At 61.2% G+C, this 12,806-nt stretch carries 14 protein-coding genes; 4 read left to right on the forward strand and 10 right to left on the reverse strand.

Annotation, left to right across the window (positions count from 1 at the left end; translation table 11 throughout):
- From DD235_RS16545 to DD235_RS16775, 3 genes are all read left to right on the forward strand, one after another.
- A partial coding sequence (locus DD235_RS16545; protein WP_204524273.1) for a hypothetical protein occupies nucleotides 1-509 on the forward strand: 509 nt, incomplete at its 5' end.
- Nucleotides 510-519: 10 nt separating this feature from the next.
- On the forward strand, nucleotides 520-852 hold the full coding sequence (locus DD235_RS16770; RefSeq protein WP_146193533.1) for a hypothetical protein: 333 nt from the start codon (nucleotides 520-522) through the stop codon (nucleotides 850-852).
- Between the two features lie 285 nt (nucleotides 853-1,137).
- Nucleotides 1,138-1,542: a hypothetical protein gene (locus DD235_RS16775; RefSeq protein ID WP_146193534.1), complete on the forward strand. Its 405-nt coding sequence runs from the start codon at nucleotides 1,138-1,140 to the stop codon at nucleotides 1,540-1,542.
- Nucleotides 1,543-1,683: 141 nt separating this feature from the next.
- On the opposite strand, the gene DD235_RS16555 is transcribed toward DD235_RS16775, so the two are convergent.
- The 3 genes from DD235_RS16555 to DD235_RS16565 are packed head-to-tail and all read right to left on the reverse strand — an operon-like array spanning nucleotide 1,684 to nucleotide 4,299.
- Nucleotides 1,684-2,346, reverse strand: a complete 663-nt coding sequence (locus DD235_RS16555; protein WP_109063232.1) for a methionine ABC transporter permease — start codon at nucleotides 2,344-2,346, stop codon at nucleotides 1,684-1,686.
- Nucleotides 2,327-3,472: a methionine ABC transporter ATP-binding protein gene (locus DD235_RS16560; RefSeq protein ID WP_420810482.1), complete on the reverse strand. Its 1,146-nt coding sequence runs from the start codon at nucleotides 3,470-3,472 to the stop codon at nucleotides 2,327-2,329. Before DD235_RS16560 ends, DD235_RS16555 begins: the two co-directional genes overlap by 20 nt.
- Nucleotides 3,473-3,492: 20 nt before the next feature.
- Nucleotides 3,493-4,299 (reverse strand): MetQ/NlpA family lipoprotein, encoded by an 807-nt coding sequence (locus DD235_RS16565; protein WP_109063234.1) that lies wholly within the window; start codon nucleotides 4,297-4,299, stop codon nucleotides 3,493-3,495.
- A gap of 271 nt (nucleotides 4,300-4,570) precedes the next feature.
- Here DD235_RS16565 and DD235_RS16570 point away from each other — a divergent pair, with 271 nt between their 5' ends.
- The gene (locus tag DD235_RS16570) at nucleotides 4,571-6,007 is read left to right on the forward strand and encodes an FAD-binding oxidoreductase (RefSeq protein ID WP_109063235.1); all 1,437 of its coding nucleotides are present in this window, start codon (nucleotides 4,571-4,573) and stop codon (nucleotides 6,005-6,007) included.
- On the opposite strand, the gene DD235_RS16575 is transcribed toward DD235_RS16570, so the two are convergent.
- From DD235_RS16575 to DD235_RS16605, 7 genes are all read right to left on the reverse strand, one after another.
- Entirely contained in the window at nucleotides 6,008-7,237 is a 1,230-nt protein-coding gene (locus DD235_RS16575) for an aminotransferase class I/II-fold pyridoxal phosphate-dependent enzyme (protein WP_109063236.1), read from the reverse strand.
- Nucleotides 7,234-8,337: an Ldh family oxidoreductase gene (locus DD235_RS16580; protein ID WP_109063237.1), complete on the reverse strand. Its 1,104-nt coding sequence runs from the start codon at nucleotides 8,335-8,337 to the stop codon at nucleotides 7,234-7,236. Before DD235_RS16580 ends, DD235_RS16575 begins: the two co-directional genes overlap by 4 nt.
- A 79-nt stretch (nucleotides 8,338-8,416) precedes the next feature.
- Entirely contained in the window at nucleotides 8,417-9,019 is a 603-nt protein-coding gene (locus DD235_RS16585) for a Crp/Fnr family transcriptional regulator (RefSeq protein ID WP_109063238.1), read from the reverse strand.
- Nucleotides 9,020-9,100: 81 nt separating this feature from the next.
- A complete protein-coding gene (locus DD235_RS16590) occupies nucleotides 9,101-10,192 on the reverse strand; it encodes a porin (RefSeq protein WP_109063239.1) in 1,092 nt (363 codons plus the stop codon).
- 104 nt (nucleotides 10,193-10,296) lie between these two features.
- Nucleotides 10,297-10,923, reverse strand: coding sequence for a cytochrome b (locus DD235_RS16595; RefSeq protein ID WP_109063240.1), 627 nt, complete (start codon nucleotides 10,921-10,923; stop codon nucleotides 10,297-10,299).
- An 89-nt stretch (nucleotides 10,924-11,012) separates the two neighbouring features.
- Nucleotides 11,013-12,179: an L-threonine dehydrogenase gene (gene yiaY / locus DD235_RS16600; RefSeq protein ID WP_109063241.1), complete on the reverse strand. Its 1,167-nt coding sequence runs from the start codon at nucleotides 12,177-12,179 to the stop codon at nucleotides 11,013-11,015.
- Between the two features lie 97 nt (nucleotides 12,180-12,276).
- Nucleotides 12,277-12,806 (reverse strand): aldehyde dehydrogenase family protein (locus DD235_RS16605; protein WP_146193535.1); only part of this gene is annotated, 530 nt, incomplete at its 5' end.

Here is a 12,806-nt window from a genome sequence, read left to right on the forward strand (position 1 = left end):
CCAAGGAGGCCCTGTCTGCGGCAGCGGATGAGATGCGCAAGATCATGATCGAGGATTCGCGGACATTCGTGGGCGTGGTCGATGATGAGGGTAACGTGCTGGACAATATTTCAGGGCCGAGTGTGGGTGTGCGGGGAGATGGAATCAAGCTGGGGGGGGCGCGGGCTGATTTGGATTTGCTGTGCGGGAAGAGTAATGAGCGTTGTGCAGTTCAAAAAGACCAGGAGGGTAAGCCTGTTTTGGATGCTGATGGGAAAACACAATTGGAGTTGAAGAGCGGCATGATTCAATTCATTGAAAAAGATAAAACTGGACGGCCAGTTTTATTTGAAGATTTCATCAAAACGCCAGATGGTCAGAAGATGGTTGGTGCGACAGGCGGCATACAGGGATTAAAGGGGACAATGTTTGGTATGCCGTATGAGTCGGGTAGCTGGCAGGACAGGCTGATCGAAGCTTTTACGGGAACGCACGATTATGTAGGCGGGAGTCTGAGTCTATTTTGTTAAAGGCGGCAAGATGAGAAAAATGATTGGTTTTCTGGTGGGGGTTTTGATTAATATTTCTTTGTATGGGTGTGGGATTGGTGGTTTTTGGATGAATGGAAATCCTTTTTCGAGCGAAACGAAGCTTTATGGAGAGCATTGGGTCAAGGAAGGGATGACGCAGGAAAGCCGTTTGGATGATACCGTAGCGTGTGGCAGTGCACGTACTGAGCGCCTAGGTTTTAGTGCTGAGAAAAAGAGGTTGGAACGGCGTCCTGAAGAACCCGATGATGCTAAGGCCGTCGGCCGCTTAACTGAACGTTGGGTGCAGTGTATGAAGTCAAAAGGCTATCACTACGAGCCGTAGCCAGCCAGCAAAACAGCAAAAGCGCAGCACAGTTTTGGCGTGGGGGTGAGTGTTGGAGCAGTGGCCTGTTGGCGAATGTCAGCGGCAGCGTGTGGTAGTGGTGACTGCTGATGCTGTGGCTACGCTAGGTAACAATTACTTGACGCAAAAGACCGTTGACCTGAGAAAGAGCAAAAGAAGTTGTTTTTGGATGAGGCTGAGCGAATTTTTGGATAAGGAGTTGATTGCGGAGAAATTGATTGAGGGGGTTAGGTATTAATGAGAAAATAAATTAGGATTTTCTCCATGGTTGTAATCCAAAGAACAAGGGCGGTTGATAAAATAAAAGCTATTTTTATTTTCCTGAAATTTAAGTCGTTTCCGCTTTGGCGGAAAAGGATCATCAGGAAAAAGACAGTGGCAAGCCAGAATGTGTATGGTGGAATTTCAAATCGACTGCCAGGGGTCCCGATTTTGGATGTCAGTATTCCGGGTATGGAAGCGACAAGGTACACAAAAAATGATATGGCTGTAGAAATTATAACTGTCCTGAGTGGTTTTGGTAATTTCACGTCAGGGAAAAAATTAAGTAAATATTTTAATGTTAGTGCGAAAGATGTGATGGTTATCATAAATCCAGCCGCCATAAAGATTCCGACTAAAAAGAATGGCGGGGCTGCCAGCATGGAAGTTTCCTTGTTTGTTTATTAATTAAGGGTCGTGTTTTGTTTTTTCTAGATAATAGCCTCAATTAGCAAGCGCAAGGCCCTTCCTGGTCGGGCTATGCCCGATCTGGATCTGTTTGGAGATAGGCCGGCACGTCATGATCAACGTGGGTGGCCCTTCTACCACTCAACGCGGCAAGCGATGATTCACCCGCCGCGACAGCCATTCCCCAATGAACTGCACGCAGGTGACCAGGGCGATCAGGATGATGATGATATCGACCAGCACACGGGTTTCGTAGCGCTCGTAGCCATAGCGGATCGCCAGGTCGCCCAGGCCGCCGGCACCGACCGCGCCGGCCATGGCCGAGGCGTTGATCATGGCGATCAGGCAGACGGTCATGCCGCCGATGATGCCCGGCAGCGCTTCGGGCAGCAGCACGTGCCGCACGATGTGCCAGCGTTTCAGGCCCATGGCGCGGGCGGCTTCGATCAGACCGTGATCGACTTCGTTCAGGCTGACCTGGGCAATCCGGGTGTAGAACGCGATCAGGCTGATGCTCAACGGCACGATGGCGGCCCAGACGCCCAGCGTGGTGCCCACGATGAAACGGGTGAAGGGCAGCAGCGCCACCAGCAGGATGATGAAGGGCATGGCCCGGAACACGTTGACCACCACCGACAGCCCCTTGTTGAAGCGGGGAGCCGAGTACAGGGTACCGGGTGCCGTGACGGCCAGGGTGACGGCCAGGCACAGGCCGACCACGATGGCAATGGTGGCCGAGATGCTCACCATCAGGACGGTCTCGACAAAAGCCTTCAAATAACGGTCAAGCATGCTCGTGGACATAGCCCAGTATCTTCAGCGTATCGGGTGGAAAGGGTGCGTGGTGCAGCGCGGCCAGGTGAGCGACGGGGATAGACAGCAGCACATCGCCCTGGGCATGGCCCTGTATCCGTTCCAGCGAGCTGTGCAGCAGGCGTGTATCCGGGGCAATCGCCAGCAGGTTCTGCAGCGAGATGCCGTCGGGATGCGCACTGCCCGAAAAGTGAACCGACAGCACGGCACGGCCCTGGGCCGGTGGCGTGGGCTGCAGGATGCGCGCCAGGTCGTCCGGCAGTTCGCGGCGCAGCGGGCGCAGCAGGGCGCGGGTGGCATCGGCCTGCGGATTGCCGAACACCCGCCAGACTTCGCCCTGCTCGACGATTTCGCCGCCGTCTAGTACCAGCACTTCATCGCAGATATCGCGGATCACCGACATGTCGTGCGTGATCAGCACGATGGTCAGGCCCAGGCTCTGGTTGATGTCGCGCAGCAGTGCCAGGATGGACTGCGTGGTTTCCGGGTCGAGTGCCGAGGTGGCCTCGTCGCACAGCAGGATTTCGGGATCGTGCACCAGGGCGCGGGCGATCCCCACGCGCTGTTTCTGGCCGCCCGACAACATGGCTGGATAGGCATCGGCCTTGCCGGACAGCCCGACCAGTTCCAGCAGGGCATCCACCCGTTGGCGGATGTCGTGGGTCGGACGGCGGGTGACGCGCAGCGGCAGTGCCACGTTGTCGCGCACCGTTTTGGCCGACATCAGGTTGAAGTGCTGGAAGATCATGCCGATCTTGCGGCGCAACGTGACCAGGCCGTTCTCGTTGAGCTGGCCGACATCGATGCCATCGACCGTGACGTGGCCGGTGGAGGGTTGCTCCAGCATGTTGATGGCACGCAGCAGGGTGGACTTGCCGGCACCACTGCGGCCGATGATGCCGAAGATCCGGCCGCGCTCGATCCCGAAAGAGATATCGCGCAGTGCATGGGTCTGTCCGGCCCGGCCTGAATAGGTCTTGCCGACACCGGAGAACACAATGTGCGGCGCGGTGTCGGCGAGCTGCGCATCGGCCTGCAGGTCGGCCCGTGATGGTGCTGCGGGCTCCCTGGGGGCCCTATCGGTTGCTGCAGCCTGGCGCAGCCAGGCGAGGTTCATCTCCATGACTGACATGCGACTCAGAATGCAGGTTCGATCACGCCCTTCAGCTCGCGCTCGATATAGGCGCGTACCTCATCGGACTGGAACGACTTGACCAGCAGCGGGACCCAGGGTTGATCCTTGTCCTGTTCGCGGACCACGATGATGTTGACGTTGGGATTGTTTTCCACTTTTTCCTGGGCGATACCATCGCGGGCGGCATTGAGACCGACCTGCGAGCCGAAGCTGGAGATCACGGCAGCGGCGTCCACATCCTGGTAGGAGCGTGCCAGCACGACGGACTTCACTTCCAGGAACTGCAGGTTGCGCGGATTTTCCTTGATGTCGGCAAAGGTGGCGGTCTCGTTGTACGGATCGAAACCATCGCGCAGCTTGATCAGCCCTTCGTTCTGCAGGATGATCAGTGCGCGGCTGCCGTTGCTGGGGTCATCCGGCAGGCCGATCTTGGCATTCTGAGGCAGGTCCTGCAGCGACTTGTACTGCTTGGAATAAAACGCCAGCGGTGACAGGTAGGTGTTACCCACGACCGCGAGGTTGTAGCCGCGCTGCTTGATCTGGTCGCGGAAGAACGGAATGTGCTGGAAGGCATTGGCATTGATTTCGCCGTTGTTCAGCGCTTCGTTGGGGCTGAGGGTGCCAGCGAAAACGATCGGCTCGATGGCCAGACCGTGGGTCTTGCCGACCTCGGTCACGACTTCCCAGATCTGTTCGCCGATGCCGCCGCGGATGCCCACCTTGAGCGGGATCGGATCGGCGGCGTGGGCGATGCCGGACAGGGTACTCATCAACAGGCCTGCCAGCAGGCTGCTCAGGTATTTCTTCATGCTTATTCCTTGGGGTCATGCGTGTTGTCGCTGTACAGGTGTGGACAGGGCAGCAGGCAGGGCCTGTGCTGTACCGCTTCTGCGCAGTCAGGAACGGATCATTATGTGTGCAGGACGGGATACGACCAACGATTTGCCAGCTATGTCCTTATATGGAATGGCGCGATTTCGCAGGCCTCAATATATGCAAATGAAAATCAGGCATGACGCTTCAGGTACGCTGTGAGCCGATGCGTGGCAACGTCACGCCAGGACAAGGAGGGCATGCGACATGACCCAGAATGCAGAGAAAGAACTGCTCGAGGCGCTGCGCCAGATCGTCGGCCGGCCCCATGCCGTTTCCGGGCGCGAGGCACCTGAATCATTGATCGATCAATTGCAGCGCTATGAGGGCGAGGCCCGCGCCGTGGTGCGCCCCGGCTCGACCGAAGAGGTGGCCCGCGTGGTGGCGTTGCTGGCCGGACAGGGCATCCCCATCGTGCCGCAGGGCGGCAATACCGGGCTGGTGGGGGCCGCGACACCGGACGGCAGCGGTCGCGCTGTCGTGCTGTCCTCGGCCAGGCTGAACAGGATCCGCGATATCGATCTGGATAATGACACCATCACCGTCGAGGCCGGTGTGCGGCTGGGCCAGTTGCGCGAGGCGGCGCACGAGGCAGGGCGCTGGTTCCCGCTCAGCCTGCCATCGCAGGGTAGCTGTACCGTGGGTGGCAACCTGGGCACCAATGCGGGCGGCACGCAGGTCATCCGCTTCGGTAACATGCGCGCCCTGACCCTGGGGCTAGAAGTAGTGACGGCCCAGGGCGAGATCTGGCATGGCCTGCGCGGCCTGCGCAAGGACAACACCGGCTACGACCTGCGCGATCTGTTCATCGGCAGCGAAGGCACGCTGGGCATCATCACGGCGGCGACCCTCAAGCTGTTTCCTTTGCCCAGGGCCGAGCGGACAGCATTTCTGCGGGTGACGGGCCTGGATACGGTGCTGGCGTTGCTGCGCCATGCCCGCGCCGGTTTCGGCGCGGCACTGACCAGCTTCGAAATCATCGCCCGCAGCAGCTACGATCTGGTTTCTGCGCAGGCACCCGAATATCGCCTGCCCTTCCTGCCGGACGACACCGTGGATAGCTGGTACGTCCTGATCGAGATTTCCGATGAAAACGACGAGGCCCATGCCGATCTGTCCATCGAGCGGGTATTGGGCGAAGCGCTGGAAAATGGTCTGGCGCAGGATGTACTGGTGGCCGACAGCCTGGCCCAGCGCGAGGCATTCTGGGCCTTGCGCGAGCACGGGCTGGGCGTGGCCCAGCGGCGTGACGGCAAGAACGTCAAGCATGATATTTCCCTGCCCATTTCCCGCATTCCCACCTTCGTCCGCGAAAGTGCGGCGATGCTGCAGCGGGTGTTTCCAGGGGTGCGCATCTTTGCTCATGGGCATGCCGGTGATGGCAATCTGCACTACAACGTAGCGGCACCGACGCCGGGCGATGACGCCTTCATCGAGACCTACGGCACGGCCATTCGGGCGCAGGTCCATGATCTGGTGATTGCGCACCATGGCTCGATCTCCGCCGAACATGGCATTGGCCAGTCCAAACTGACCGAACTGCTGCGCTGCAAGTCACCGGTCGAGATCGGCCTGATGCGCCAGATCAAGCAGGCGCTCGATCCTGGCAACCTGCTCAATCCGGGCAAGGTGCTGGCCTTCTGATCAGTCCCGTAGCGTCAGTGCTGCGCCCGCCTGTGCAATGCGGCGGGCAGCCTCTTCAAGTGCTTCCAGGCTGGCCGCGAACGACAGGCGGAAGTACGGTGACAGGCCGTAGGGTGCGCCATGCACGACCGCCACACCATGCTCCAGCAGCCATTGGCTGACGTCCTGGTCGTTGGTCAGTTCCCGGCCATCCGGCGTACGGGCGCCCAGCCAGCCGGCGCAGCCCACCCAGGCAAAGAAAGCGCCCTGAGGGGGAAAGGGCTGCAGGCCGGGCACGGCCTGCAATGCCGTGGTGATGAAGCGGGCCCGTTCGGCGTAGGCCTGGCGTGCCTGCAACACGAAATCTGCGGCTACGCCATCGAGCGCAGCCTGTGCTGCTGCCTGCGAGAATGCGTTCGGGCCTGACGAGACCTGTGACTGGACGGCGATCAGCGCCTTGACCAGGGGAGCCGGGCCTGCGCCCCAGCCGATGCGCCAGCCTGTCATGGCAAAGGTCTTGGAGACGCCATTGACCAGCAGGGTGCGTTCCTTCAGGTCGGGGGCCGCCTGCAGCCAATGGGTGGGGCGCGAGGGCGTGAACCAGATCTGCTCGTACATCTCGTCCCACAGGATCAGCACATGCGGATGGCGGCGCAGGACCTGCGCCAGGGCCTGCAGCTCGTTCTGCGGGTAGACCGTGCCGGTCGGGTTGGCGGGCGAATTCAGAAGCAGCCACTTGGTACGCGGCCCGATGGCCTGTTCAAGCTGTGCGGGCGTAATGCGGAAACCGTCTTCGGCCCGTGTCGGGATGGCGACGGGTGTACCGCCACAGATCCGCACGCTGTCCGGAAAGGTGGGCCACCAGGGGGCTGGCAGAATGACTTCGTCGTCTTCGTCGAGCGTGGCCTTGAAGGCCTGGTAGATGATCTGCTTGCCGCCGTTGCTGACGATCAGTTCGTCGGGGGCATAGGTCAGGCCGGCATCGCGGGCGTAGGCGCGGGCGATGGCCTGGCGCAGGGCCAGCGTGCCGGGTGTCGCGGTGTAGCGGGTCTCGCCGCGCGCCAGGGCTTCTATGGCGGCCTGCTGGATCGGCAGGGGCGTATCGAAATCCGGCTCGCCGGCAGTCAGCACGACGATGCTGCGGCCCTGGGCCTGCAGGCGGGCGGCCTGTTGGCTGGCTACGGCGATGGGAGACAGCTCGGCTGTCCGCACATGGCGGGACAGCAGTGTCGTGATGTCAGGAGAAGTCATGGTGTGTCCAGCAGGAAAGGAATGTTGGCGCGGGCGGTGACGGCAGCCAGTTGCGTCAGCAGGGCGTCGGGCAAGGGGATGCCCTGTGCCAGCCGTTCGGCGCGGGCCTGGGTTTCGGGATCGCCCGGCACCAGCACGGGTTGGGCCGGGTCGAGTGCCGGTGTGGCGTGAAGGTGGTCGATGATGCCGGCTACGCTGTGCTCGAATGCCGGCTGGCCACCCAGGAAGCCCGGATCGATCACGATGATGCTGTGGCCGATGTCGGCTGGCGCATCCGGGGTGCGCAGGGTGCCTGCCGTGGCCGAGAATGCGGCACCGTTGAGCGTCGCACCCAGAATCTGCGCCAGCAGTGCCAGGCCGTAGCCCTTGTGGCTGGACAGGTCGGGACGGCTGCCCAGCGGGGTCAGGCCGCCTTCCGGCAGTTCGTAGACTTGGCGACGCGCCTGCTCGGCATCGGTAATGGCCTGGCCGTTGCCGTCCACGGCCCAGCCGGTCGGGATCTGCTGGCCGCGCAGGGCACGTACCTTGACCTTGTTGGCGGCGCTGGTGGTGGTGGCGATATCGAGCACGACGGCTTCGTGTTCTGCGCCGGCCGGTGCGGCAAAGGCGATGGGATTGGTGCCCAGCACCGGCATGCTGGCATGGGTCGGCACCAGCATCAAGGCCTGCGACGAGCTGGTGACCAGTGCGACCAGGCCTTCCCGGGCCGCCTGTCGGGCATAAAGCCCGGCTGCGCCAAAGTGATGCGAATTGCGCACGCCGGCCAGTGCGATGCCGTGCTGGCGGGCCTGGCCGATGGCATGGGCGGTGGCGGCATGGGCGACGGGATGGCCCAGGCTGGCGGCACCGTCCCAGAGCGAAGTCGCACCGGCTTCCTGGATCAGTCGTGGCGTGCCAGCCAGCCTGATTTTGCCGTTGCGCACCATGGTGTCGTATTGCGGCAGCATGGAGACGCCGTGCGACTCGATGCCGAGCAGGTCCGTCTCCACGATCAGGTGCGCGGTCAGGCGGGCCTGTGCCTGGGGCATGCCCCAGGCTTCGAGGATCTGTTCGGTCTGGGTTTCAAGCAGGGATGCGGGAAAGCGGCGTTCGGCAGGCATGATGCGAAGAGGGCAGGAAAACGGATCATGATCTGCCTGCCGCCCGCCGAATGCAAAGACGGTTTCGATATATTTTTATTCAGGCGCACAGGGCTTCGTCATCGTAGGCCGCGATCCGGCTCAGGTGCTGTCGCCCGCGTCGTACCGCAATGCCTCGCTTGTGCAGCGTGCTGATGGCTCGCGAGACGGTTTCCTTGGTCAGCCCGGTGATGTCGGCCATGTCACGCAGCTTGGGGATCTCGATGGGCGTGTTGCCGAGCATGGCCAATAGCCGATGGACGCGTGCCTGGGCCGGCCCGATGCGCAGGTTCAAAACCGCCACCATGCGTGACTCAGTGCGTATCAGTGTGTCCAGGATGACCTTTTCCTGCTGGATTTCTTCCAGGGGAAAGAGCTCCAGCCGGCATTGCGTGAGCGCCGTGGCCTGGAAGGTATAGCGTGACCCCTGGAGGGTTTCCAGGCCGATGATGTCGCCGCGAGTCGCGATGCCGGCCAGAGTGGGTTGCCCTTCTGCGTCGAGCCGATCAAGGCGGATCGCACCCTGCAGGATCCGCCTTGCGGAACCCGTGGTGCCGGTCCGGTAGAGAATGTTGCCCCGCCTGACCCGGATTTCCCGGGCATCGCCAGCGTATGAGGATGGCGTCAGGTTGAATATCTGGGCATAGATGGAAGGCGTAGCCATAGATGTGTCCTGTATCTGTCTCAGGCACCCCCTCTTCAATGCACGACGGACTGGAGGGGGCGACTGAATGTGTGTGCCTGCTCAGAATTTATGCAGGATGCCGGCACCGATCAGGCGGCTGTAGCTGCGATGCCGGAAGTTGTAGAGATCGCCGTCGATGAGGCTGCCGTAGGCATACAGGTTGGTCCGTTTGGAGAGCGGGTAGGTATAGCCGAGGTTGTAGACATTCACGTTTTTCCGGTCCGGAAACGCTTCCCTGCCGGCATCGACATATTGGTAGGATGCCAGTACGCTGCCGCCGCCCACCTTGAACTTGGTACCGATGGCATAGGCATCGACATGGCCGTCGAAATAGCCGGCGCTGCCGAGGTAGTTGGAGCCGGTCGGGGCACCTTCCGCTGATTTGACCCAGCCGTCGCTCTGGCGGGTCCAGCCGGCATACAACTGGAACGAACCGAAGTTGTAGTTGCCCCCCAGTTGCAGGGCCGACGGGTTGCGGCCACGGGCGTTCGGGTCGTCTGCGGGCGTCCACAGGCGGTCATAGGTGGCCACCAGTGTGACGGCACCGCTGGCGTACTTGGCGGCCAGGTTCATGGCTCGGCTGTTGTCGCTGGCATCCTGTTGCTCGCCCTTGGTGTTGAAAGAATAGCCGAGGCCGAGCTGGAAGCCCGAGAAAATGGGTGACAGATATTTGACCTGATTGTCGTAGCGCGGGTTGTCCGAGGCACGGAAACCGCTGCGGCCCAATGCAGCCTGGGTAAAACCACCGCCAAAAGGACTGATGGCCGAGCTGGCGAATTCGGTACTGACGGTCATGGCCCGACCAAACCGGACATCGCCGAAGTCACCGGACACGCCCAGCCATGCAGCGCGTCCGAAGAGACGGCTGAACGACTGTTCGCCGTTGGTCATGTTGAAGCCGCTTTCGAGTTCGAAATTGACCCGGTAGCCGTTGCCCAGGTCTTCCATGCCGCGCAGGCCCCAGCGCGAACCGCCTTGTCCTCCACTCTTGAGGCCGTTCTTTTGCTTGGTGATGCCATCTTCCTTGACGCGTTCGTGGAAAATGCCGGTATCAACCAGTCCATACAGGGTCACGCTGCTTTGCTGGGCGTGTGCGCCGGTCGACAGCGCAAGCAGTGCGGGCAGAAGGAGGGCGATGTGATTCTTGGTCATGATGTTTCCATGCTGTGTAGAAAATTCGAGGCAAGCCTTCCCCCTGCGGCATGTAGGTACATGCCGCCTCTTTCAGGCAGGGGGAGGTCAGGACCGCAGTGGCGTCAGTGCTGCGACGAGCCTTCGGCGGCAGGGGCGGGCTTGCCCAGCATCCGGCTCAGGACCGCATCGCGGTTGACATAGTGGTGGAAGAAGGCGGCGGCGATATGCAGGACCACGATCAGCGGAACCAGCGTCTTGCCCAGGAAATGATGGATGACATCGACCGGAGGTTCGAAGGTCTGCCAGGTGAATCCGAAGACCGAGCACAGCCAGGTGAAGAATGCCGTATCCCGGAAATTGGGCACCGTGAACAGGTAGAAATCCGTATCCCTGCCCGTGCCGATATAGCCCGTGATCGGCATGATGATCATCAGGGCATACAGTGCCCAGTGTGCGGCATGAACCATCCAGTGTTCGATGCGCAGATGCGTGATGTGGATGCCGGGTGGCTGGGGATTGCGGATGCGCCAGATCAGGCGCGGGATGACCAGCACGCCGACGAAGATGCCCAGTACCCAGTGCAGGTTGATCAGCGGCATGAACATGGGGTCCTTCTTGCCGCCATAGGGCAGGATGAACCAGATGATGTAGTAGGCGAGCAGGCAGCACACGATGAAGGCGGTTGCCATGCTCCAGTGGAACAGGCGTGTCATTGCGCCGAATTGGTTGGAGGTGTTTTTCCATTCCATGATGAAAGTCCTAGAGTCTCGATGTGAGGAGGCTGAGGGCCTGGGCCCTGCTGTGACACGGTGGTGTGCGGCAGGGCATGAACATATGCCTAAGCGATCACAGGCTTCATGGCTGCGCGGAAGATCTGCTCGACTTCAGCCTGGGTTTCTGCCTGACGCGGGTTGGTCAGGGCGCAGGCATCCTTGAGTGCGTTCTGGGCCAAGGTGGGAATGTCAGCTTCCTTGACGCCCAGGTCGGTCAGGCTGGGCGGGATACCGACATCGGCAGCCAGGCGGCGGATAGCGGCGATGCAGACGCGGGCACCGGCTTCATCGCTCAGTCCCAGCACGTCTTCGTCCATGTGCTGGGCGATATCGCGCAGGCGTCCGGCTGCGGTGGTCAGGTTGTATTCCTCGACGTGCGGCAGCAGCACGGCATTGCAGACACCGTGAGGCAGGTTGTAGAAACCGCCCAGTTGATGCGCCATGGCATGAACGTAGCCCAGCGAGGCGTTGTTGAAGGCCATCCCGGCCAGGAACTGGGCGTAGGCCATGTTTTCCCGTGCCACGAGGTCATTGCCGTTATTGACGGCAGCGCGCAGGTTGCGTGCGATCAGCGTGACGGCCTTGACTGCGCAGGCGTCGGTGATGGGCGTGGCTGCGGTCGAAACGTAGGCCTCGATGGCATGCGTGAGGGCATCCATGCCGGTGGCGGCGGTCAGCCCCTTGGGCATGCCGACCATCATGCCGGGGTCATTGACCGACAGCAGCGGCGTGACATTGCGGTCCACGATAGCCATCTTGATGTGACGTGCCTCGTCGGTAATGATGCAAAAGCGCGTCATTTCGCTGGCTGTGCCGGCGGTCGTGTTGATGGATACCAGCGGCAGTTGCGGTTTGGCCGAGCGGTCGATCCCTTCGTAGTCGGAAATATGGCCGCCGTTGGCTGCCACCAGGGCGATGCCTTTGGCACAGTCGTGGGGCGAACCACCGCCCAGCGAGATCACGAAGTCGCAGGCGTTGTCACGCAGCAACCGGAGACCGTCTTCCACGTTGGTCACGGTCGGGTTGGGTTGTGCGCCGTCGAACACCGTGGCCGAGATGCCCTGGTCGGCCAGCAGGCTCTTGACCTGTTCGGCAACGCCGATCTTGTTCAGTACGGCATCGGTCACGATCAGTGCATGCTTGAAACCATGTGAGCGAATGCTCAGTACGGCTTCCTGGAGGCTGCCAGCGCCCATGATGTTGACGGCGGGGATGAAGAAAGTTGAGCTCATGTTGTTCCGTTCCTGTTGTGTCGGTTTGGGTGGCAGGCCGTGTGGTTGACTGTCCGTCGGGCCGGCCTGCCGGATTGGGGTTGTAATGGGTAGGTGTTCAGAAAAAGCCCAGGGCGTTGGGGTTGTAGCTGACCAGCAGGCACTTGGTTTGCTGGTAGTTCGACAGGGCCACCTTGTGGGTCTCGCGGCCAATGCCGGACTGCTTGTAGCCACCGAAAGCCGCATGCGCCGGGTAAAGGTGATAGCAGTTGGTCCAGACCCGGCCTGACTCGACACCACGGCCCACTCGGTAGGCACGCGTGCCGTCGCGACTCCACACCCCGGCACCCAGACCGAAAGCCGTGTCGTTGGCGATGGCAATGGCCTCGTCCTCATCCTTGAAGGTCGTCACCGACGCCACCGGCCCGAAGATCTCCTCCTGGAAGATGCGCATGTTGTTCTTGCCCAGCAGCAGCGTTGGCTTGACGTAGAAACCCTCGTCCAGACCCGTGCCCGGCTGGTTGCGGGCCCCGCCCGTCAGGCATGTGGCCCCTTCGCCGCGACCGATGTCGATGTACGACAGGATCTTGTCCATCTGCACCTTCGAGACCTGCGCCCCCACCATCGTGCTCTTGTCCAGCGGATTGC

Source organism: Corticimicrobacter populi, assembly GCF_003123725.1.
GTDB lineage: Bacteria > Pseudomonadota > Gammaproteobacteria > Burkholderiales > Burkholderiaceae_B > Corticimicrobacter > Corticimicrobacter populi.